The 21,598-nt window shown below is 40.1% G+C and carries 19 protein-coding genes; 7 read left to right on the top strand and 12 right to left on the bottom strand.

Annotation, left to right across the window (positions count from 1 at the left end; genetic code table 11):
- Positions 1-81 precede the first annotated feature (81 nt).
- Positions 82-216 (top strand): hypothetical protein, encoded by a 135-nt coding sequence (locus tag R8N47_RS22510; RefSeq protein WP_318070402.1) that lies wholly within the window; start codon positions 82-84, stop codon positions 214-216.
- Between the two features lie 107 nt (positions 217-323).
- On the opposite strand, the gene R8N47_RS22515 is transcribed toward R8N47_RS22510, so the two are convergent.
- Both R8N47_RS22515 and R8N47_RS22520 read right to left on the bottom strand, forming a co-directional pair.
- Positions 324-1,613 carry a hypothetical protein gene (locus R8N47_RS22515; RefSeq protein WP_025633977.1) on the bottom strand — a complete coding sequence of 430 codons (1,290 nt, stop codon included), beginning with the start codon at positions 1,611-1,613 and terminating at the stop codon, positions 324-326.
- Entirely contained in the window at positions 1,603-2,307 is a 705-nt protein-coding gene (locus R8N47_RS22520) for a S24 family peptidase (protein WP_054574980.1), read from the bottom strand. Before R8N47_RS22520 ends, R8N47_RS22515 begins: the two co-directional genes overlap by 11 nt.
- 669 nt (positions 2,308-2,976) lie before the next feature.
- Between R8N47_RS22520 and R8N47_RS22525 the strand changes: the two genes are divergently transcribed.
- The 3 genes from R8N47_RS22525 (at position 2,977) to R8N47_RS22535 (ending at position 5,450) form a co-directional block, all read left to right on the top strand.
- Positions 2,977-3,909 carry a hypothetical protein gene (locus R8N47_RS22525; RefSeq protein WP_025633980.1) on the top strand — a complete coding sequence of 311 codons (933 nt, stop codon included), beginning with the start codon at positions 2,977-2,979 and terminating at the stop codon, positions 3,907-3,909.
- Entirely contained in the window at positions 3,899-4,330 is a 432-nt protein-coding gene (locus R8N47_RS22530) for a hypothetical protein (protein ID WP_025633982.1), read from the top strand. The genes R8N47_RS22525 and R8N47_RS22530 overlap by 11 nt, the downstream gene beginning before the upstream one ends.
- Positions 4,331-4,565: 235 nt before the next feature.
- Positions 4,566-5,450, top strand: a complete 885-nt coding sequence (locus R8N47_RS22535; RefSeq protein WP_025633983.1) for a hypothetical protein — start codon at positions 4,566-4,568, stop codon at positions 5,448-5,450.
- A 635-nt stretch (positions 5,451-6,085) separates the two neighbouring features.
- On the opposite strand, the gene R8N47_RS22540 is transcribed toward R8N47_RS22535, so the two are convergent.
- From R8N47_RS22540 to R8N47_RS22555, 4 genes are all read right to left on the bottom strand, one after another.
- A complete protein-coding gene (locus R8N47_RS22540) occupies positions 6,086-6,397 on the bottom strand; it encodes a hypothetical protein (RefSeq protein ID WP_025633984.1) in 312 nt (103 codons plus the stop codon).
- Between the two features lie 74 nt (positions 6,398-6,471).
- Positions 6,472-6,993, bottom strand: coding sequence for a hypothetical protein (locus R8N47_RS22545; RefSeq protein WP_025633985.1), 522 nt, complete (start codon positions 6,991-6,993; stop codon positions 6,472-6,474).
- A gap of 15 nt (positions 6,994-7,008) precedes the next feature.
- Positions 7,009-9,624, bottom strand: a complete 2,616-nt coding sequence (locus R8N47_RS22550; protein WP_025633988.1) for a DNA topoisomerase — start codon at positions 9,622-9,624, stop codon at positions 7,009-7,011.
- Positions 9,625-9,626: 2 nt separating this feature from the next.
- Positions 9,627-10,232 carry a transglycosylase SLT domain-containing protein gene (locus R8N47_RS22555; RefSeq protein ID WP_025633990.1) on the bottom strand — a complete coding sequence of 202 codons (606 nt, stop codon included), beginning with the start codon at positions 10,230-10,232 and terminating at the stop codon, positions 9,627-9,629.
- Between the two features lie 118 nt (positions 10,233-10,350).
- Here R8N47_RS22555 and R8N47_RS22560 point away from each other — a divergent pair, with 118 nt between their 5' ends.
- Positions 10,351-12,594 carry an ATP-dependent helicase gene (locus R8N47_RS22560; RefSeq protein ID WP_025633991.1) on the top strand — a complete coding sequence of 748 codons (2,244 nt, stop codon included), beginning with the start codon at positions 10,351-10,353 and terminating at the stop codon, positions 12,592-12,594.
- 199 nt (positions 12,595-12,793) lie between these two features.
- Here R8N47_RS22560 and R8N47_RS22565 read toward each other — a convergent pair whose 3' ends face one another.
- The 6 genes from R8N47_RS22565 to R8N47_RS22590 are packed head-to-tail and all read right to left on the bottom strand — an operon-like array spanning position 12,794 to position 16,513.
- Positions 12,794-13,570 carry a TfoX/Sxy family DNA transformation protein gene (locus tag R8N47_RS22565; RefSeq protein WP_025633992.1) on the bottom strand — a complete coding sequence of 259 codons (777 nt, stop codon included), beginning with the start codon at positions 13,568-13,570 and terminating at the stop codon, positions 12,794-12,796.
- 6 nt (positions 13,571-13,576) lie between these two features.
- Positions 13,577-14,455 carry a hypothetical protein gene (locus R8N47_RS22570; RefSeq protein WP_025633994.1) on the bottom strand — a complete coding sequence of 293 codons (879 nt, stop codon included), beginning with the start codon at positions 14,453-14,455 and terminating at the stop codon, positions 13,577-13,579.
- Positions 14,452-15,072 carry a DotI/IcmL/TraM family protein gene (locus R8N47_RS22575; protein WP_025633995.1) on the bottom strand — a complete coding sequence of 207 codons (621 nt, stop codon included), beginning with the start codon at positions 15,070-15,072 and terminating at the stop codon, positions 14,452-14,454. The genes R8N47_RS22570 and R8N47_RS22575 overlap by 4 nt, the downstream gene beginning before the upstream one ends.
- Positions 15,069-15,758 (bottom strand): DotI/IcmL family type IV secretion protein, encoded by a 690-nt coding sequence (locus R8N47_RS22580; RefSeq protein ID WP_025633997.1) that lies wholly within the window; start codon positions 15,756-15,758, stop codon positions 15,069-15,071. The genes R8N47_RS22575 and R8N47_RS22580 overlap by 4 nt, the downstream gene beginning before the upstream one ends.
- A gap of 9 nt (positions 15,759-15,767) precedes the next feature.
- Positions 15,768-16,145: a hypothetical protein gene (locus R8N47_RS22585; protein WP_025633999.1), complete on the bottom strand. Its 378-nt coding sequence runs from the start codon at positions 16,143-16,145 to the stop codon at positions 15,768-15,770.
- Positions 16,146-16,150: 5 nt separating this feature from the next.
- The gene (locus tag R8N47_RS22590; protein ID WP_025634000.1) at positions 16,151-16,513 is read right to left on the bottom strand and encodes a hypothetical protein; all 363 of its coding nucleotides are present in this window, start codon (positions 16,511-16,513) and stop codon (positions 16,151-16,153) included.
- 708 nt (positions 16,514-17,221) lie between these two features.
- Between R8N47_RS22590 and R8N47_RS22595 the strand changes: the two genes are divergently transcribed.
- Positions 17,222-18,844, top strand: a complete 1,623-nt coding sequence (locus R8N47_RS22595; protein ID WP_025634005.1) for a hypothetical protein — start codon at positions 17,222-17,224, stop codon at positions 18,842-18,844.
- A gap of 1 nt (position 18,845) precedes the next feature.
- Positions 18,846-21,560, top strand: a complete 2,715-nt coding sequence (locus tag R8N47_RS22600) for a type IV secretion system DNA-binding domain-containing protein (RefSeq protein WP_025634006.1) — start codon at positions 18,846-18,848, stop codon at positions 21,558-21,560.
- The last annotated feature ends 38 nt before the right edge of the window (positions 21,561-21,598 follow it).

Raw genomic sequence — 21,598 nt, forward strand, 5'->3', positions numbered from 1 at the left:
ATTTGATCACATGACAAGATGTGCATCTACCTTAAATTTATGATTTTTATCAAAATCATTAGGGGATTCCTCAGCACGGAGTTGGAACAAAACCTCGCTGCTGAACTTTCTGACCTAGGGTATGGCATTGGCTTTTCCGATGAGAGCATTCGTCGCGGATTTAAACTGTATAAAGAAATGATTGAAAAGCAGAAAAAGCGTTACCTTAATGCTTAAACTCGTAATAGGGCAGAAGCAATATAGAACAACCTGTCAGATTTTATCACCCTCAGGAGACCAAACTGACAGATTGCATTCTCACTAATTCACACAACCCAATACATTCAGATACACTTAACCTCAAGTAGCTCATTAAAATCGCTGAAATAATTCTCCAGCTCTAGCAACTTTACATTCCCTGGTCGCTCTGAGTACCGCTTTGTACGTGCTCCAAATTCTATTGTTCCTTTCCCAAAGCGCGTATTAATGCAGTCGATTGCTTTGCTTAATTTATGGTTATTAACATCATGTTCAAATAGATCTGCTTGCTTGTGCTCTGCGTCGATTAAACTAGTAAGGCCAACTCCAACTTTATAAATGCGCGTTTTTGTCGGTTGAGTAGGAATAAGGTCACCCTGAATAGCTCTCAACGTCTTTAGACCTACAGAGGTATCGCATACACCGTAACTTAAGTGTATGCTCCGGCTAGCCTTAAACTGCTCCTGAGGATCGTCATGTATGGATGTGGACACAAATGCTGTTATAGCCAGGGCTTCTGATTTTTGCGCTCGTAACTTAAAAAATGCTTCTGCAAGGTGAAGAGATAATTCCGACATTATGGACTCCCTTGATTGTAAGCGGTCCCGGTATGAGCTGGTGGACCAAATTTGTTGCTTCTTAGGTCGTGTGTCGTTCCAATTGTAGACAGGTGTGCCATTTAACTCATGGACCGTGTTGGCGACGGAAATCGAAAAGGCTTTTTGCATTTTTTTAGGATCTTGGCGAGCTAAATCTAACGCGCTATAAATGCCCATATGAGAAAAGTGTTTAGATAGCTTCCTGCCTACGTTCCAAACCTCTGAAACAGGTACCTTTTCTAATGTCTGAATCAAATTGTCTTTACTAATGACAAATACACCGTTACTACCCTGAAGTTTTTTGGCTGCAAACGAAGCCAGTTTTGAAAGAGTTAAACTAGGACCAATCCCGACTCCTGTAGGAACCCCCGTTGTTTTCCAAATGTGTTCACGCCAACGCCAAGCTTCGCTTTCCAGGTCAATGCCATTCTTCAGTAGCTCCGTAGTCTCCACCCAAGATTCATCGACGCTGTAATGAAAAATGGGTAGCCCCTCGGAAACATCTATAAGTGATTGCTTAAAGTTCCTAGATATCTGCCCTAAGGTATTAAAATTACACTTAAATATTGCGCCATGATGCATGGCAACTTTAGAGTCGATTTCCCAAATAGGAGAGAACTTGGGTATCCCAAATTCCTTTATATTTGCTCCGGCAATACTAATACCTTGGCCTGCTGACACGAGTACTGGTTTCCCTTTTAAACCAGGATGAAATTGAGCACTACTGTGCGCATAAAATCCCGTTCCGTCTATTAGTGCGAATGATTTAACGGCCACGAAGTTCTCTCCGGTAAATTCGGATAGCCATAGAGACACAGCCGTAAATGCGAATTTCGTCACTTGATGATAGATAAACAGATCTGAACTTTGGGTTGTCGCTGTATGCTTTTTTCAGTCTTTTGTTCAACCTCTTACATACCAATTCACCATTTAAAGCCATGATAACGGGATGATCTTCTTTAAATGAGAGGCTGCGGTTAAGGAGTAGCAAATCTCCGTTATCAATGATTGGTAACATAGACTTACCGTTTGCACGCATCAATACACATGTATGTTGTTGCTCAGGAGGTATTAATAACTCATGAAGGTCGAACTCTTTCAATGAGTTATGTATAGGTATCGAATGGCCTTTTCTGTACCAATGAAAACGAGCAGATACAACGCCTTGAACTACAATATCTTCTTGCTTTTGTATCTCTTGAAATGACACAAGAGCGTTTTCGCCAAGGTATTCAACCAAAATACAGTCGTTTGCTTCAGGTTGTAGGCTTGAGTCAACAAGCAGGTAATCGCCATCTGAAATACCGAAGTAAGGTACATCTTGATGAGCAACAGTTAATTTGGTTGCGCTAGGATGATGAACTAGCTGTTTTGACAATGACAGGGATTTACGGACACTCCCGCTTGTTGGGTCTTCAAAGCCTGTTATGCCGCAATTTATTGACTGATCAAATATTTGTAAAACACCCATTTTAAAAACACGTCTGACTGCTGTATGTATATACAGTAATTATATATCCAGCTATGTACTGGTGCAATGTAAGGAAGAGCATGAGCTATTGGGATGGTTAGATGGCCTGGTGCACATCTGTGAACCATAGGTTTTTGAGTATACGATTCATGAGCAAGGAGAGACACTGTAATTGCACTATAGATTCGAGTAGTAAGGTATAAGCCCGGTGGTATGGTAAGGTTTTGTAGCACCATAATGCAGCGTTAAAAGAGAAAATGGAGGCTTCATTGAGCGTAAAAAAAGACAATCACTTTTTACCTGAGATGTATCTAAAAAATTGGTGCAACGAGCAGGGTAAGGTATTCCACTATAGGAAAGTTGTTCAACACGAGAATGTGCCATTATGGAAGGACTACTATCCATCAGCGATCGGTTACCATACACATTAAAGCAACTCAGTGGTCTGAGATGAATAGTATCGATATCATAAATTACATACCAATTTGGGAACTATTCTTTAAAAGCTTTCTACTTGAGTTCAAGTTGATGTGATTTAGGTTTCAATGTGAACATTTAACTAGCCATAATGGCTTTTCTGGCAGTTAAAGCGTAAATCGGCATTGTTGATAATGATAACGTATTGAAAATATTGATATAATCATATTTTTATAGTGTAAGTATGATCCTATGAGATATGAATCTGCCCCTGTTACCCCAGAAGAAAGACGAGAAACCACAAAAGAGCTCTTCGCTCGTCAGCAACGAGAGCGTAGAGCTGAATTAACTCCTTCAGCAAGCGATGAAAAAAGATGGGCAGAAAATCGTGAGAGGGTTCTTAGAGATAGAGAAAAAGCAGGGTTAGGACCTACTTCTCTAGGATTGAATGCTCCTCAGCTTCTCAGTGACTCAATAGGATTACAGTGTTCACTTGGGGATGAAATGGCTAAAAACCACCAGCATGTGTTAATTACAGATTTAGAGGATGCACATAAAATATTACATAACGTTTGGCTGGAGTCTGGTAAGGATGTCGCTGCTATCGCCTTGAGCATTAACACCGCTAAGTCTTGGTTCAATCACACAGAGCCTATGTTTAATGCGATATCAATTGCTAAACAGTTTGGCGATCTAGGCGTTAAAGCTGATTTGGTAGAAAGTCGAGGTAAATTATTTGTCGCATTTTCAGGGACAAACGAGAATGGCAAAGTGCTACGGCATGCGTTTGTCAATGGTACTCGGCTTAATATGAATGGTAAGAAGTACCCTCTAAATTCATTTAAGTCGGTGCAAGCAGGCTTTAGTCCTCAATCTAGAACTGCAAACTTCAAGGGTGCGGGTGCCTTAACCTTTGTGGTGTCCGCTAGTCTAGCCACCAGCGACTTAGTTTTTAAAGACGACTATCACTTAGTGGATTGGTTTGGCAATGTAGGTGCCGATATGTTCAAATTCATGTTGCAAACAGCAGCTGGTGAAGTTCTGTTATTTGCTACGGCAGCTCTGGGAGCTCCCGTAATGGTTGGTGCGCTATTTGTTACAGCAACATATGTCTTAATTGAGGTTGTTTGGGGTGAATACAAAGTTTCTAATCAAGTCGTAAGGATGCTTGAGAATGTCACATAAAACAAGATTACGTTTGGCTGGTATCTTTGTTCTTTTGTTTGGGATAATTTGTTGGGGCTATCCATCTTATGTAGTCTATAGAGACTATCTTGAACTATTGAATAAAGCTGACACTGTTCAGCTATCCGTTCTAACTCTGTGGGTGCCGATTGGATTATTAGGGGCGTTAGGTTGTATTTTTTTTATGGCCCCAAAAGCTATGTTGTGCGGAAAAAAAATTAATGAAGTTTACTCTCAAAGCGCAATGCAGCTAGCTAATAAAATCTGTGTTTATTTTGCCTTGGCTGGTGTAGCCTTTGCCGCTGGCTGGACGTATCACTCAATTGACCTCTTACAAAAGTATGGGTATGTATACAGTCGAGATTTAACCAATATCACTCCTACGGGAATACATTTGAAATACGTTAGAGCAACTCATTGACCAAGAACGTCTCTAATCCTCACTAAGAACTCTTCTAACAAGCGTAAGCTTACTACTTACGCTTGGTCTAATTCCTTCCGAGAGCTCCTCAACCTAATCGGCTATCTAGAGCATAGACACGAAACTATGAACCTCTTAGTTGACTGTGGTTGAGTATCGCGCTCATTATGCATAGAAACGAGTACAATTTGGTAACCTTAAGCTTTAAAAAATTGTTTACTAGGAGTGGTACAACATGGATAAAGAACTATCTGGGGTAGAGAAGCTTCGTGATGGGGCCAATTATCTTCGCAAAGTTATCGGTATCAGTACTGAATTTCTTAGCTCAATACAGAAAAGAATGGGGTCTCCCAAAACTCTCTTGGATACTTTTGTAAGAGTATACTTTTCTACCTTTGGTTGTATTTTGATCGGGGTGTATTTCGTGATGATGATATTAAAGCCATGGTTTGATGGTGGTGGAAATTGGTCATATGTCCAAGAAGTTTGGTCTCATTGGCAAACTCTGAATGCAGCAATGATTGCTTTTACAGCAAGCTTATTGGCGGTTTATGCAGCTAAATATCACGAAGAACAGAATCGAGAGAGCCAACTTTTAGCAGCAAGAGCATTGTTACCTCAAACTCTGTCTGACTTAACTAAATACACAACTGAGATGGCTAGCTTCTACACCGAATCAATTGAATTTTGGAAAGGTATGCCGAAAAGAACAGGTAAGAAGCCTGTACCACCGAAACTAGATTTGGCCAATACAACAGCCATATTCACAAAATGCATGGAAAACGCAGACATAGATGTTGTTCTGGTAATGGCAAAAATACTAAGTAAGACTCAGTACTTATCCGCTAGAGTAGAAAATGAATATGAGAATAAGCAGTCGAGCCGTAGGCCTAGTTGGAGAGAAGATGCGGAATATCAACTAGTTGAGCTGGGAGTATTACAAGCTAAGGTAAATAGAATGTTTGATTATGGTAGATATTTGCAAAGTAAACTTGACCTCTCCGAATTTAAAAGTGATGAAATAGCCCAAGGTCTTTTAAACTTAAAGATTTCTCGAGCCCAATACCCAAATGTGTATAAGAAGTTAGAGCACACGGACTTAACATTTTTGTCTAAATAATGTACACACCTTAAGAAGTGTGTACATACAAATGGATTAGTCTCTAAAAAACTCGACTAGATACATTAACCCTTTGATACATATGTGTGGATTGAGTTTGAATACCGAGACCATTGCTTTCCATACTCTCATAATCAGATAGATAAACCTTTGTGGGTACATATTAATCACCATTAACTATTGAACAAGAAAATTGCCAAATAGGCTACTGGTGATCTATAGTCTCGTGTGTCAGGTGTCGAGAATGATACCCAGCAGCCATAATGAGTAGTTGCAGCTACTCGATTTGGCTTCTCTCTTAAACCCTGCCTATGGTGGGGTTTAAGTGATTTTGAGCTCCAGTTTAATATCACGAAAGAAACTAAGCACAGCTACTATTTGCTTCCATGCACTGAACTACTTGAGCTCACGGGTATCAAGATAGTGCGATAAAAAAAGTTTATCAAGGTGCAGTTCGAGGATCATTTGTGGATAAATAGCAAAATTCAAAATATCAGTCAGTGAACACTAACTAACTGAATAAGACCCTGTCTATAAGTCCAAATTACGGTTTGTTAATTCGATTTAGAAATAACCGCACCTAAAAATATTTATCTTGACAATTAAGAAACCACCCAAAATATAGTTGTGCCGTATTAACTACCTTCAGATGGGGGGCTTACTCTCTTAAACATAAAAGGATAAGGTGTGAACGCATCCCCTTTTCCTACATTTGGTCCACTCACTTCCCAAACCCCTTCGAACTCACTCGGTTCCTCGACCTTTAGGTAGTTATTCGGGTTTTGTTCCACATCATCTTTTGAACGTTGTGAAGGTGTTGGGAGGAAGTGAGCAAGCTTGCGATTTTCAATCTTAGGCGGGTTCAGAATAAACAGGCTACCGCTCTCATCTAAGTAACCTTCCACGTTCCCAATGTTTGTTTTTAATATCGTAGTCACCTTGTGCATAGATCTTCCTAGTTAGTTGATTTGCCAATACTGATAATGTCCTCCAGCATTTAACACCATTAACTCTAAATCTTCTATCCTTGGATATCTTCTTTAAATTCCCATCTCGGTGAGAATCGGAACTCTACCGACCAGCAATCTGAGGAGATAATGAAAGCTTTCCATACAGCTAAAGGGTATTGGCCTGATGCTCGGAAATTATTCGTGAGGTTATTTCTGACGAAACGGATCAATCTATCAATCTGGTCTTCGCTTGCTGTGTCGAAGCTAAGCGTAATAGAGAGATTGTCATAGTTAGGTATGTCGGCAGAACCTCTAAAGTCTAAATTAAGCTCGTCTACAAGTAACTTTAGTTCGGTTAAGAAGCTTTCGAACTTTTCCTGGTTGGTCTCCGCAAAGACTGACTTGGCGAACGCAGAGATATTAGTGTGATTGTCCACTAATAAATCTTCCCCATTAGCATGGAGAAACCCTCTTATCATCGGGACTAAATCATCCGGTGCTAAAACTTTTTGGTCATTATAAAAGTCAGAAGTTAGGAACGCCTGTTTATACTTTTCGAGAATATTATACCTTTTGAGAATATCATTCATCATATCTACTTGAACCCCTTATTTTGATGCTGTAGCAATCATTGCTTTCATACGGCTAAGTATGTTTTTTGCTCTTTCGTCATTTTCTAATTCACTAGCAGGAACCCTAACGTTTAGCTTTTTAGCCAGCTCGTTAATAGCAGCAATAGTCTTTTTACTTGGTTTCTTAATACGTTTTGCCTCTTCTACATATTTAGATAGTAATTTGGCGTTACTAATCGCTTGAGAAGGAATTTTCAGGCCAGTCTTCGATTCCAACTGTTTTGCGTAATCAAGAAACTTTTTAGATGGAGTACTTGGGACATCATCTTCGTGAACTTTTATAAATTCTAGAGCTTTACCAAAGTCAGTCATTTTAAGCGCTGGCGGCTGGATCTTTTTGAAAGAGCATATTTGTGAAATCTTTCTTCGCATAGCGTCAGTTACCAACCAAGGGTGCTCTCGTAGCCATTGCCTCGCTTTAGCCTCACTTGCTAAGGCCTGTCTGGGCATTGGTAGTCCGAGCCCTTTACAACGCTTCTGAAGTTTATCTTTGGTTTGGTTTGAAAGTGGCATGTTAGGATTCACACCGTCTCTTGGTGTTTTATCAAACAGGTTTTTATTCAGGAAACCTATTAGCTTTTCAGTATTTTCAATTTGAGTGTTTATAAATTCCAGAGACGCTGCTTCTGCTTCTCGTTGAGGGAGTTTACTCATGTCAGAAAGTTTGAGTTCCCATTTGGCAGTAGTACCAGGGCTTTTATATGAATCAGGTAGTGCCTTATACAATTCAATCCCTTTTGGGGTGATATCAATCGAAGGGTTTTTACCCTTGCTAGTATACGCTACGAACTCACGCATTAAGATAGTTGCGATTTGAGTTGGCCTAGTAGCTGGTGTCCCAATGCCTTTTGATTCTTTGAGTGAATTCCTAAGAATAGGATTAGGCTCGAATTTTGCCGCATGGTACATCGCAAAAAGTAGTGAGGCCTCAGTGAAGAGAGGGGGCTTAGTTGTAGTAGACTCCTTTAGCTCAACATCTGGAATTGAAACATTGCTTTTGTCTAAATCGTTTAAGCTGATAGTTTGGACGGTCTCTTTACCTTTAAAGTAATGTTCCCACCCAGTTTCTATACAAGATCGCTTTGTGATCTTGAAACTAGATACCGGTTCTCCAAAAAGCCCATGGGTATCGAATTTTAAAACCCCTTCTTGAACTAAATATTTTGATGGAGGTAAATGTGCTTGCAAGTAATGCGACGTAATTTCTTCAAAGACCTGAAGATCTAGCCCCTGTAGCTCTCCTGGTTTAGGTATAACAACAGGAGCTAGAGCATCGTGTATTTTATCTCCTGGCGTATAGCAGCTTGGTTTGAAACTTGCGCAGGTATCGTCTTGTCCCGTTTGAATGGCAGCGATTTTAAGGGCGGCTTGGCCAAATTGGTCCCATTTTGCTAGTTGAGTACATTTGTCCGCAATATCCCTAGGGTTGTAATCTTTGTCAGAAATCTCTTGTTCTTCACCTCTTGGGTAAGTGATAAAACCAGAATCGTATAGGCGTTGTGCTGCATTGAGGACATCAGTGGCACTAGCGTTGCTAATCAGACTCTGTAGTTTGGTCAGTGATAAAGGCTTTGGTGGGGCAGAAGTCGCCATACTTTCATTTATATCTAAATCCAATATGCACGCTTGCTTAAGCCTTTCCGTAAAATCCATCATAATAGATTTGTCGATATAAAGAGGTTTAGGTCTATTGTTTATGGTTAACTCCTCGACTTCTTCCTCAGACATATCAGGCGATATTTTGGATGCTAGATTTTTTTCATCCCACTTTACGCCAGGGATAGGGGAGTCATAGTCGGAGTCTTTTATCTCTGGAAGGTATCGGCCTTCAAAACTTACAGCGCCGTTACACCTGATCAGCGGTACCGGACGAAAGTGAGTTACAGATTTAAAGTTTGCTCTTTCTTGATGACGATGGTAAGTAAAACCTACAACAGTCGACTGAACTCGACCAACAGATGTCGTTGAGCTTTTCTTATCCCCTGAGCCTAGGTACTTTCCAAGCATTCCCCTTCTTGAGTAATAAGTGTAGGTGGCAGTTAGAACCATGGCTGCGTAATCTGCCATACGACGACTAGACCCAGCTAAATATTCGCCGTAGTATTGAGATGCATCGACCATTTCATCGAAAGAGGTTTGTATTGCATCCTTGGATAACCCCTTTGTTAACCAAACTCGTTTTAATGGGCCATCGTATTTAAGGAAATCTAAAATGCTACGGTATATGACTTCACCTTCTCGGTCTGGGTCTGTAGCACCAATGACTAAAGTCGCTTTGTCGACATACTGTTTAAGTAATTGGATTCGCTCTCCTGGTTTTCTTGCCGGGTATCCGTCACGAGCTGGTATGTCCGGACAAACTTTATAAGGAACCTTGCGAGGGATGCGTTCGTGAGTACGTGGATCGTTCCAACTGAAGTTCTGTATTTGCTCTGTAGGGGGAGACAGTTCGAGGAAGTGACCTGCGGCATACCAAAGGATCAGTTCTTGCCCTTTGTAGAAGCCTGAATATAATCCACCTTGCTTTCTAAGATTCAAAGCTGATGCGATCTTTTCAGCTTGAGAAGACTTCTCTGCAATAGCGACCCACATGGCTATTCTCCTAGTTTATTGACTGCGTGTATTCGGTGAGAAATCCAACGACCATACTCAGATTCAATATCAGCAAAGTGCTTCATTGCTTTCAGGCGGTACGAGTAATGAAAATATTTATTGTCTGAAGTTGCATATCGATGGTAGTTAGCGAGGCCTTTAAAAATGTCATTCGTTGCGTTTAATCTTCTGGCCAGAATGACACCACCAATAAATAGATTTGCACATACATCATCTCTGACGTCTTCCCAGTTTATAGTCACACCAAGCTTACGAAACTCTTGATCCCAAACCTTAGGGTTAACTTGTATTATTCCTAAATCACCAGAACCGTTCTTGGCTTTCTGGTCAGCTCCTGGCCAACCATTCTCGCTTCTCATGATTGTACGTATGTATTTAGGATGTATATTGTTTAGCTTGCTAGAGATTAAAGTACACTCTTCAATCTCACCTTTGTAAGTAAGAAGTAAATCTCGTTTACTTTTCCACGGCATGGCTTTGTACAGCCCCGTGTCGCCATGCTCTATTACATATTCGTAATAAGACCTTTCCGGTTCTTTAAGTTGCTCAAGACCGTCAGCTGCTGTTACACCCAAAAATTCAAACATAGACGCAATCCTCCGTTAAATGAAATATATCATTTAGCAACAAAAAACAATAGACTAAAGTTGACTTTGAGGTTGAATTAAAATACCATATATAAACACTTAAATGGGAGGGATGAGAATGAAATTAACCGCGAGTCAGTATGAAGGAGTCAACACGACTGGAGTACCTTGCATGATTAATGCGGGGGCAGGTAGTGGTAAGACTCGCGTTATTGTGGAGAAGGCCGCGACATTCATTGAGTCAGGCTTGGAACCCTGTCGACTTTGTGCCATAACCTTTACCAAGAAAGCTGCTGCGGAAATGTTAGAGCGTCTTTACTTACGTATAGGTATCAAAGCTTATCAAGCTGTTATCTGTAACTGGCACTCCTTTGCACTAAACCAAGTCATAAAACCTGCCATCAAAAAGCAACACCCATATTTTGTAAAGTGCGGTTATACATCGAGTGACTTAGTTATCTTGGATGAAACTGAGTCCCTTACACTAATAAATGAGTCAGCTAAGAAAACATTATCGAACTCAGACTATGAGTTCTTAAAAGAGCACGGTGGTGCAAAGTATGTTCAAAACTTCATGGGGCTATCCTTGTCCTATGGTCGTGGTCCTAAGTCTGAGTTCGAGCACCAGTCCAAAACCAACCCAAATCTGACTTTTGATGAGAAAGCCTTGTTAAGCCATTGCGTTTGTATCTGGAAGGTCTACTACAGACGAATGATTGAGCTGAATGCTATTGATTACGACCACATTCTCGTCCATGCGGTAAAAATTCTCACACATGATGTAGGTTTTAGAACCTGGTTGCAAAACCAGTTTAAAGCAGTACTTGCCGATGAGCATCAGGATGCTAACCCAGTCCAAGGCTTATTGTTAAAACTTATTGTTGGTCAAGGCAATAACCTAACTATGGTTGGTGATGAAAAACAAAGTATTTATGCTTTCAGGGCTGCAGATGTCGGTCAGTTACTAAATGCTCAAAAAGAATTCGGAGACATGAAGATTGTTCAGATGGGAGAGAACTTTCGATCAACTGAACAAGTTGTAAATGTGGCCAATGCTATTGCTGACTTAATGCATGAAGACCAAAAGGTTACAGACGGACATATGATAGCAATGGCAAATATTCAGGGTGATAAGCCAATTGCCCGACAATTTGCCAATGACAAGGATGAGGCAATTACGACAGCCAATGAGATTAAACAGGCTATCGAATCTGGTGAATTAAAACCAGAAGAAATTGCCATTCTGTATCGTTCAAAAGTAATCAAAGACCCAATTGAAGCTCAACTTATTGAGCATGGGGTAGAATACCGAGTTGTTGGCGACAAGGATTTCTTTGATAGTAAAGAAGTAAAGGACTGGAGTGCATTCCTACGTTTCTGTGCTAATGAGAAGGATGTTATGGCTGCTTCACGTGTCATTGATGCAGCAAGCCTTAAAACTAAGGGCGTAACTATGCGCCAAAAGCTCATTGATAAAAACCTAACAGTTATTGAATACTGTAAGTACATGACCACGTATGGAACTGTAAAATCTCAAGATAGAAAGCTTGGATTTGCCTCTTTGTTGGAGTGCCACTCAATTATCAAAGAAGCATTGTTCGAATGCGGTTCAATCACTGACTTAGCAAAAATAAATAACTATGAACTTAGTGATTCTGAACTGAGAAATAAGTGGGGAGAAGTACTTTCTGGCTTAGAGGAAGGTTTGCATCAAATCTGGGTCGAGCTGTTCAAACCCAAAATTATAGATAACGCTAAGAAGAAGTATAAAACTCAAGAGATGACAGCAGAAGTAATCTCAGAAGTTAATAAAAGAGAGCAAAACGTCATTACCTTAACAAAGCGCCTTTTTGCTTTCACTGAGGTTCATGGACACTTACATGATTGTATCAAAGAACTTAACATGCTGGTGGATTCTGGTGAGCAAGGGGCTAGTGCGGTTCAGTTAATGACAGAACACGCTAGTAAGGGCTTAGAGTTTAAGCGTGTATATGTCATTGGCTGCGAAGAAGAAGCACACTTCAAAGGTAATGAGAAAGACAATGTTCATGAAGAGCTTAGGCTATTCTATGTGGCCACCACTCGTGCAGAAAAGGATCTAATTTACTCATATGCACAAAGGCGCTTAGTTCACGGTGAGTTCAAGACACGGAAACCTCTACAATTTCTATGCGCTCTTCCAGTAGACCTTCTTTACTGGGAGTCTTCAATATCACCCAAAGTAGCGTATGAAAAAAGTAATAAAGAAACCACTACAAAACGAACAGGAAATCCTATTCAAATGCTGGCTAGAGGACAGTTACCACACCCCAAGCTAACAGTAGAGGTAAAGGAAACTAGAATCGAAGGATTTAAAATATAGGGTTAATGAGGGAATCAGCACTTGTAGTATGGTGAACGATACCTAGCTAACGTCACCATATGTTTTGTGGAGAATTACATACATTCAACATCTATTGCTGTTTGAAACTAACTAATAAATAGAGGCCTAATGAGCGACTGGTTACCTTGTAACTGATGGTTTAATTGCATGTCGAAAGAAACTAATGCAAGGTTATTTTCTAGCTGTAAAACATATAAGTCAGAGGGGCGTATCCTCTAATTTTGGCGAAAAAATTATAAGAATCAACTAAGCGTTGTTTGGTATCGTTAGATAAGTAAGGAACTTGAGTATCCTCTCTTAAGCAATGTAGCTGAAATAACAAGCGTACCCCTTTATAGCTCTTCGAGTTTCCACTTTTGATCTTATGGAACAAAACATTTAAGTCTGCCTTCCTTAACTCTGATTGCTTATTTATACCGATATCTTTTAGTGACTTAAATATTGTAGGACTGAGGCTAGGCATTGCCGATATATCTAAATCCTCACTTTGTTGTTGTTTTTTTATTGCTGCATTTAGCATGATCTTTAACTGCATTATTGTCTCCACAGCTTGCTGATCTGATACTTTTTCTGAAAGATAGCGCTTCATAAGAAGTCTTGAGGATCTAGAGCTATTGGGTACAGAAATAGGGTACTTTTTACATAGATAAAACCCGTATGATTCGAGTGACTCTAGTAATGGGGAGTCTGTTTCTTGTGGTACATAGATATTGAGAACACCCTCACGCTGGTTAGCTATCATGTATCCACAGTAAGTGAATTGAAACTCGCCAAATGAAGGTCGGCTAAAGACCCCTTCAATTGGCTGAAAAAGGTCTCTATAGTAGTTTGGAGCTTTTGCCAACGCTTTTTTAGTTTTTGACTTTCCTTTGCGTGATTTATGTAAATTTTTTTGCAACAAAGACGGTTGAAAGTTTCTCGGGTTAACTTGAAGCTCTTTATTTTGACTTTTCATGTTCACTCACTCGATATCGCGTATTTTGAAGATAGAAACAGGGAACTCTTTGTTGAAAGCAGATTCTCTGATCATCTCAACTTGCCACAAGGTGGGAGAAGAGACAGAAACTTTCTCCATCGTATAATGCATCTTAAGTTGGTAAATCCAGACAGCGCGGCTACGCATAACGCCGCTGCCAGGTACGGCTTCACGCTGAGCTATTGCTTTGTTCAAAAGTTTAATAGAGCTTGTGTCTACGTGGAGTAATGCAGAAGTCTGGTATTTCTTCATTATATTTATATAGTTACTTGCTCTTAGAAGCTCAATAAATATGTCTTGGGTGTCTGTTTCAGAGTCCAAATGGTTGGACTTGCACCTAGACAGTACTGTTGCTGCATTTAAGTAGTTCATTGAAAAACAGTCTTTAAGGCTATCAACTAGATATTCACGAACTAATACTTCTGACTCTTCTTCAGAGTAAGTTTCGCCAGGGTTTCTTTCTTGGTCCTTAGTCGGCAAGATATGCTTATCTGTGGGTATTGGGTATACAGCAGTATCACTTGTCGTTGATGCAATAAAGTAGTTTGTTGAAGTAATCTTTGTGGTATCTATGAACAGGTTCAAGGCGTATAAAAATGCAACAATAGCTAAGAAAAATAAAACCAGAGCGTAGTATGGAGATCGCTGGACAGACTTAAAATTGTCATAGATTAAATTATGACGTTTATCTGTTTCAAACACGGCATCGTGGTTACGGTTAACCTCGCTGGAGGGTATTGATTGGCAACTAAAGGTATCCCCTTTAACAAAGCTATCCTCAGTAGACTTCGAACTTTGTCTTCCTGTTAACGGAGTCTTCCCCAAAGCTGTACTAATAAAATTGAATAGGTCTTTAACGTTCATCTAAAAACCACCCTGTCGATGAGTAATGAACTTGCGTTATCCGCTCTAGGTTCAGGTAGAACTGTGTAGTGAGCAATGAATGAGGTTGTTTGGTCTCCTGATACCGATTGGACTGTTACCATTATCGGAACCTCAACTACCCAAACTAAAGGCTTACCAGGTTTGTTCTTTAAGGTAACGATAGGATCGTAAGGAACAACAACGTTAGCCTTACCTTCTGACATAAGAATCGCCTCAATCATAGGGTCAGTAGGATAAACATTGAACAGTGATGTGGCGGCTATTGGCGCAAAGTGCTTTTCAATACAGTTGGCATAATCGTTATCGCGTTCACCGTTCATTAGGTGTTGAGCGGTTTTATAATCGACGGTATAGCATGAGCTCACCATACGACGAAGAAACCTGACAACCTTCTCGTCTGTATAGCGTGGGTCACGTGATACAAAGGCCCTTGTGTAACCACCATTACCATCAGAATAAAGAAAAACTCTATCCGGGTTCCCTAATAGTTCTTCATTGAATTCGGAAAGTTTAAAAATAGCTAAAACAGATAAAACGATAGCAAGCACAAATGGCCAGTCGAATTTAAGTATGCGAATAAGTCGTGGAATATTCATAACCAATCAACATCCCAATTAGAAGAACTTATGATCTTAACTGCACTTGCCCCCTTACCCTTTGGCACACGTTGTAAATCAAGCCAGAAAGTTACATTAGCGGCCTGGTGCCTTTGATTCTGAATAGCCTCGAGCTCAGTTTCAGTTGCGTCTTTAACCTTCAAAGATTTTTTCATAATCTTGCCCTGAACTTTAACTCGCCATACCCAGTAGGCATCTTTTGTGAATCTTCCATCAATTTTCCCGTCAACTGTGCCACTGTATTCCATAAAAGGCGCTCGGGTAGGGTAAAACTCAATAATTTCTTTATTAGAGAAAATGGTTGATAAAATTTCTGCTTCTTGAACTGCGCTTGAGAATGACTTCCAGCCAGAAGTAGTAAAGAATAGTAATGCTGATTCTGTCATAGACAATTCATAACTATCGAAAGATAGAGAGAGTGTGTTGTACATAGCTTCAGTTACAAAATCCATAACTTCAGAGTCAGAAAAAAGACGGTCACTTAATGGGACCTGAGGAACTATTCGGGTAATGCCCTTATCGTTGTAAGTGGGGATCTTGTAGTAACCAGATTTATTTGTTGTAAGAGTGTTTAGTGCAAACTCTAAGAAATAGATAATGACCACCAGCACTACGAAACCAGATAGGAGCCCTCGATGATTCTTAATTACGGATGAGCGAAACATATCCTTCCTCTAATCCAAGTTACCGATGCGTACAGGCTTGCCAGTAGGCTCAATCCTTGCGTCATGGGAGGTAGCGCTGATATTTATTCTTTCAAGCAGGTAAAAATTAACCAGCGAACCAGTCAATAAAAGCAGGGTGAGGCCCCACGTAATTGAAGTCAGTGCAAGTAAAGCCTTAGTTGCTCTATTTGCAACATAAGGGTTTCTATTGACACCCAATTCAGCCAATTTCACACCCATTATTCTGCGCGCTGGTCTTGGCTTTATACTTGGTATCTTTTCTAGGCGGCTTCTGACTTCTCCTGGGATGGGAGAAGACCCTGCATGGATAATTAACTCGGCAGATTGGGTAACTGATTTAAAGCCAACAGACTCTTCGTTTTCCATTACATTTATCCTATTAGTTGTAACCTTTCTATTTCCTTGCGCAGATAGGAAAATTCAACACCATCAATCTCTATCGTTTGTTGGTATGACTGGGTTGAGCTTTTAAACTTTTCTAAAAGCTCTGTTAATTCAATGGAATCTGTAGAGATTGATGAGTTAACAAGGAAGCAGCGATCGAGGGTGTCCAACTCTGGATGGTTACTATCGACAATAGAGACAAGAATACTCAAAACAGGTTTGTAGCTATCAGCCGAAGATAGTTGTAACTCAGCAACACGGCGTCCATATTCGACATTCGAGATAATGCATAAAGTTTCTTTTTCTTTTTGAGAAAACAAAATGACGTTGCTTCCTAACAGTGACTCCAAACTACTACTACCTATGACATATTTTATAATCACAAAAATATATGTCTTTTACGGATGAAAAGCAATGCCATATTTTTGGTTGTTTGGTTGTTTGGTTGATTTGATTTTGAGGGTTGACCGAGATGTTAGATTTGGTTGTTTTCGTTTAGCTAAAACCATTCCATCCGTTGATAAATTTGCTATGATGTGAAAAATATATGCCTTAAATGGATTAAAAGCAACGGTGCAAAAATGTTAACTTTAATATTTCTACAGTATCTTTCATTACTCTTAATGCCTGTTTCAGGTGGAGTTTCTCTTCTTGCTCCGGTACTTAGTTTATTCGTCACATATATCGGAATGTGGAAACAGTTCAGAACGATACATCCAGTACTTAAGTCACATTTAGTAGGGCAAGCGATTGTCGGAGCTTCGGTCATATTTTGTGTGATCAGTATCGTCTTAACCTTCGAAATAACTCAAGCTATGCAATCGTTAACAGCTTCCGACAAGAACTTTTCGGCAAAAGTTTTAACGACTTTCGGATGTGTTGTCTTCCTCTATTACTACTTCGTCATAACCGTAAACTTTATACTTCATCGAAAAGGTCTAAGGGCACGGCTTGTGTTACCCATTCCATTGACCAAAGGAAAGTATGATTCTCTAAAAATGATTCTTAAAGAGCGACGTATTGATGACACAAACATAATTTTTAAGGATTCCTAAGTTATGAGTCAGCGTACGCCAGAAAAAGAATCAGAGTTGAATGCTTCAGTCGCCCTAGCTCTAGCATTAGCAATAGGTATGGGTTACGGGGTTTACGCGCACTTTTTCCACATACTTGCTTTTGTGTGGAGAATGCTAAAGATAGCTCAGATGTTTACATTTTTTGCTTTTGAGAACCTCGTGGTTGTAACTACCTCTTGGCTAACAGGATTTCAAGGATGGGGGTTTAAGGAGGGGCTATATCAAATATTAGAATTGCATTATACGATGATTACACCCGAGTATATTGGAGCTTACGACTCTATTTTCGGAAATATACTTAAATGGCCCTTCGCTTTAGCTCTGATCTACTTAGGTTGTAAAGAATATTCAATACGCTCTAAAACCAGAAAAGAACACAACGTTGAATCAATGATACGGGCTGCTTCCAAGGTTCATCCTCATTTAAAACGTATAGTACCGCCCAACTTCTACGATAAATTGATGGGATATTCCATTGGCTGGATGTTTCCTAAATATAAAGAACGTTTAGAGGGTGAAAACCCTTGTGACTATTCACATGATTACAATTTCGAAAATCGCTCTGACTATGAAAACCGATACGCTATGGGTGTATCTCCTTACGAAATGCTCACAGCAAATCCTCCTTTGGGTGTCACATTAGATGAAATAGAACGTGACAAAGAAATGCAAAAAGAAACGGGGTTTGTTAGCAATTTTAGGCCTATTTGTTACTTCTATTACTGCGAGAACCCGAAAGACTCAACAATAGAGTTTTGCTCTCGAACAGCGACTATCAGCTTAGAGAGGCTTCTCCTCTGTCCTTTACCGCAACAACTACATTCGGAAGATAAACTAGCACGGTTGTTTGATGATAATGGGAAAACCATTCCAATTGAATATGTAGATAAACAGGGTAATGAAGCGGATAAGTTTAAGAGAGGAGGAGCGATAATAGGTGGCTTTCGTCCAACAACTTTATTGAATGATGGCGTCCCTTACGCTGGCAGTATCGAAGACACAATACTTTTATTTAACGGTATTGAAAGAAAGGTTCTTACACAGCTTAAGGAAAAAATGGATGGAAAGACAACCCGTACATTCGAAGAAATCCTCTATGCAATGGTAACAAAGAAGCATGCTTATTCTACTACTGTAATCTGGGCGTTGATGCTTCTCTTTAAAGATGTAAACCGTATTGCAGGAAACGAGTTTACTTGGGTAACTAAGCATGACCGAAATTTAGGAATGGTATTGCAGTCTATCGGCAGAGAAACACCTTTCTTAGAAGCAAGTGGTACTCGCTCGCATTTTCTTATGGAAAGAAAAGCCGGATTTCGAATGACAATTCCAAGTGTCCTAGGAGCAGTGCAAGACCTTCACATTAATGCAGAGAGAATATTAACAGCAGGTAAGAAAGGAGAAGACCTCCTGAACATGGATGAGGATGAATTTAGTAGATTATTTGATCTCAGCGAGATAGAGAAAAAGGCTGATGGCCGAGAGAATGAGGCAAAACAGATTCTAAAGTCACTAGGTGTCGATATAGAAAAGGATGAGAAAGTCTTCAATGACCCTTATGAGGATATTCCTGAGTTAATGAAGCAGTACAAGGAAGTTGATTAGTATGGCCAGTTTTAAGAAGCAGTCGGTTCTAAACACAAACCCTGAACTGAATAACCCAGAGCTCTTTCATCGTGATTCTCGCACTATGTGGATGCGAATACAGTCAGCAGTAAATGTGTCATTTCCTTTATTAATTGCTGCATGCGGGATTGCTTTGTTTATGTTCCCTCAAAATGGGGACTTTATTTTTGCATTTGCAATTTGTCTGAAGCTTACAAACTCAAGAGAGAAGCATGAATATCCTTTTGACGCGCCGGAGTGGGAGCAGTTTATTTCAAAAAAGGAGTCGTTAAAAGACGCAGTTAAAGCTGGCCATCTTATTCCCCAGCGTAAAAGAGGAAACGGTACATTAATATTCGGGTTTGAATTTTTTCTACGTAGGTTACTCGTATCCAACCCGGATATGGAAACAAGACATACACTCGTCATGGGCAGTACGGGCTCGGGTAAAACTGTACTTATACTGACATTGCTATTTCAAGCACTTCTCCAGCCAGGAGGAACATCAGCAGTCATAGTTGATGGTAAGGCGGATATAAAATTGTTTTGGACAATTTTCGCTATCTTGAAACGATTAGATAGACTCCACGATTTGTTGGTTCTCAATTTTCTGACTCCCATGGACTCCTTAGATACTACTAACATGCACGACGACGATCGCATTTCGAATAACATGAATATTCTAAATGCGGGAACCCCTGACCAGATGAAGACTATAACCATGGGGTTAGGGCGTGAAACGGATGGAGGGGATAGCTCTTTTTGGGAAGGTCGTAGTTCTACTATGATTGGGGGAGCATATCAGTATCTTGCTTACGAAAGGGATGTGGAAGGCTTAGATTTAAACATCGAAGTGGTTCGAAACTTTCTTGTCATTAAAACTATGCTCAAAAAGGCAGCGCGAAAAGATGTGCCTTTAAAGTACCGACAACCACTCCAGCAGTATTTAAAAACCTTGCCTTCTATTAGTGATGCCATATTTGATATGACTGAGGAACAGATAGACAACCTTGATCTTAATAGTAAAGCAGATGAACAGCACACATATTGTGTGATGATGATTAGTGAAACCATGGCTGACTTGAGTGAAACCATGGGGCATATATTCGTGACAAAACTTTCGGAAGTAAATATGACGGATGTATGCTTAGGGGGGCGAGTATTATTAGTTCTGCTTCCTTCCATTGCCAAAAACCCAGATTCCGTTGCAGCATTGGGTAGGCTTCTATTGCAGGGATTACGGCCTATTTTAATGAGAGCTGCTGGCTATAAGCTACAAGGTTCTCGAATTACTACAGTAGACAATAGACCTTCCAGTGCTAGATATCCTGTACGACTTTTCTTTGATGAGTACGGAATGTATGCGGTTAAAGGTTTTTACATGATTGTTGCCTTGGTTCGTTCATATGGTTTTCACGTTCTTTTTGGAGCTCAGACAGCCGGAATGTTCCAGAAGGTTTGCGGCCGGGATGAATATGAAGCACTAATGGGCAACTTAAACAATAAATTCATTCTTAAAAATGAAGACCATGGTGAATCGTTACAGTTGGCGCTTGGTCGAACTGGCAAGGTATTTGGTTCCCGTCAGGATAGAATAGAGAATAATTTGGCTGGGGCGGTCCATGATAACGATGATGTCCGAGTAGAAGAAAAAGATACTGTAAACGCTAAGATGCTTGCTAGTGCTGAACCTGGAGAAGGCTTATACATTTTTGGTGGTGATGTATACCCATTCCGAGCATTAAAACTCGACTTCCCAGATGTAGAAACTTCTCGTTTGAACTATTTTGCTCAGGTGCTTGAGCCTTCTGACGATGAGGTAGAAACGGCTAAGAGGCAGCAGTTAGTAAAATCCAATGAATATGTTCAACAGGCCAACGATTATATCGATAGCAATGTCGAAATGTTGGAGTTCTTAGAGCTAAAAAATAATCTAACTGAAGTAAGAGCATTAAACCTCACTGAAAACATCTCTAAACAAATGATGATGGCTATTGGTTTAGGGATAATTAAAGAAGACGCAACGTTGATAACGGAGAGCGCCATTGAAGAAGTCGAAGAAATACGACCTGAAGAATCATCAGTAGATGTATTCGATGAAGAGCTTGTTGGTCTTGCACAAACAGATGCTGAAGTACAGATTATGGGCTCTATGGAGGCTTATAATGAAGAAGTTTCAGCCTTTAATGATGAGCTCGATTTTAATGACTTTGAAAACACCTATAGTGATGAGGATTGGCCAGAAGAAGAACACGATTTTGATTCAATTATGCAGTACAACAACTTCTATGCCGAAGGTCCCTTTGAGCACAGTACTAGCGAAGAAGTTGTTTCGCCACCAGCATATTTATCCACTCAAGATTTAGGTACGAACGAAGAGACCTCCGAAGTAGACCTTGCTAATTTTGACAATGATGCATACGGCGAGTTGGATATCGCTTATAACAGTAGATATGTTTCATCTAACCTATCAGATCCATTTCTTGAAAGCGCTCAGGAGAACAATAAAGGCACTATCTCTGGTACTACTATAGATATAAATTTGTTAGCTGGTTTAGATGAGCCTAATGCTGAAAGAGCCACAGAGGCGGCGATCAATCAAGTCAAGGACATATTGGAATATCCTAAAGAAGAACTCCAATCAGAGCCTCTCGGCGACGAAGAAGTCAGTGATATTGTAGAGAAAACACTACAATCGTTAGGTTTGTCTGAGTAGGGTTGTTTTTAATACACAAATGAAATATATTTACGCTT

It is taken from the genome of Vibrio sp. 2132-1 (genome assembly GCF_033344315.1).

What these genes read in the sequence shown, in the direction of transcription:
- R8N47_RS22535 (WP_025633983.1), top strand. Translation starts at nt 4,566, where the DNA reads ATGGATAAAGAACTATCTGGGGTAGAGAAGCTTCGTGATGGGGCCAAT.
- R8N47_RS22580 (WP_025633997.1), bottom strand. Translation starts at nt 15,758, where the DNA reads ATGTTTCGCTCATCCGTAATTAAGAATCATCGAGGGCTCCTATCTGGT.
- R8N47_RS22560 (WP_025633991.1), top strand. Translation starts at nt 10,351, where the DNA reads ATGAAATTAACCGCGAGTCAGTATGAAGGAGTCAACACGACTGGAGTA.
- R8N47_RS22565 (WP_025633992.1), bottom strand. Translation starts at nt 13,570, where the DNA reads ATGAAAAGTCAAAATAAAGAGCTTCAAGTTAACCCGAGAAACTTTCAA.
- R8N47_RS22530 (WP_025633982.1), top strand. Translation starts at nt 3,899, where the DNA reads ATGTCACATAAAACAAGATTACGTTTGGCTGGTATCTTTGTTCTTTTG.
- R8N47_RS22555 (WP_025633990.1), bottom strand. Translation starts at nt 10,232, where the DNA reads ATGTTTGAATTTTTGGGTGTAACAGCAGCTGACGGTCTTGAGCAACTT.
- R8N47_RS22540 (WP_025633984.1), bottom strand. Translation starts at nt 6,397, where the DNA reads ATGCACAAGGTGACTACGATATTAAAAACAAACATTGGGAACGTGGAA.
- R8N47_RS22545 (WP_025633985.1), bottom strand. Translation starts at nt 6,993, where the DNA reads ATGATGAATGATATTCTCAAAAGGTATAATATTCTCGAAAAGTATAAA.
- R8N47_RS22600 (WP_025634006.1), top strand. Translation starts at nt 18,846, where the DNA reads ATGGCCAGTTTTAAGAAGCAGTCGGTTCTAAACACAAACCCTGAACTG.
- R8N47_RS22550 (WP_025633988.1), bottom strand. Translation starts at nt 9,624, where the DNA reads ATGTGGGTCGCTATTGCAGAGAAGTCTTCTCAAGCTGAAAAGATCGCA.
- R8N47_RS22585 (WP_025633999.1), bottom strand. Translation starts at nt 16,145, where the DNA reads ATGGAAAACGAAGAGTCTGTTGGCTTTAAATCAGTTACCCAATCTGCC.
- R8N47_RS22595 (WP_025634005.1), top strand. Translation starts at nt 17,222, where the DNA reads ATGAGTCAGCGTACGCCAGAAAAAGAATCAGAGTTGAATGCTTCAGTC.
- R8N47_RS22570 (WP_025633994.1), bottom strand. Translation starts at nt 14,455, where the DNA reads ATGAACGTTAAAGACCTATTCAATTTTATTAGTACAGCTTTGGGGAAG.
- R8N47_RS22575 (WP_025633995.1), bottom strand. Translation starts at nt 15,072, where the DNA reads ATGAATATTCCACGACTTATTCGCATACTTAAATTCGACTGGCCATTT.
- R8N47_RS22520 (WP_054574980.1), bottom strand. Translation starts at nt 2,307, where the DNA reads ATGGGTGTTTTACAAATATTTGATCAGTCAATAAATTGCGGCATAACA.
- R8N47_RS22525 (WP_025633980.1), top strand. Translation starts at nt 2,977, where the DNA reads ATGAGATATGAATCTGCCCCTGTTACCCCAGAAGAAAGACGAGAAACC.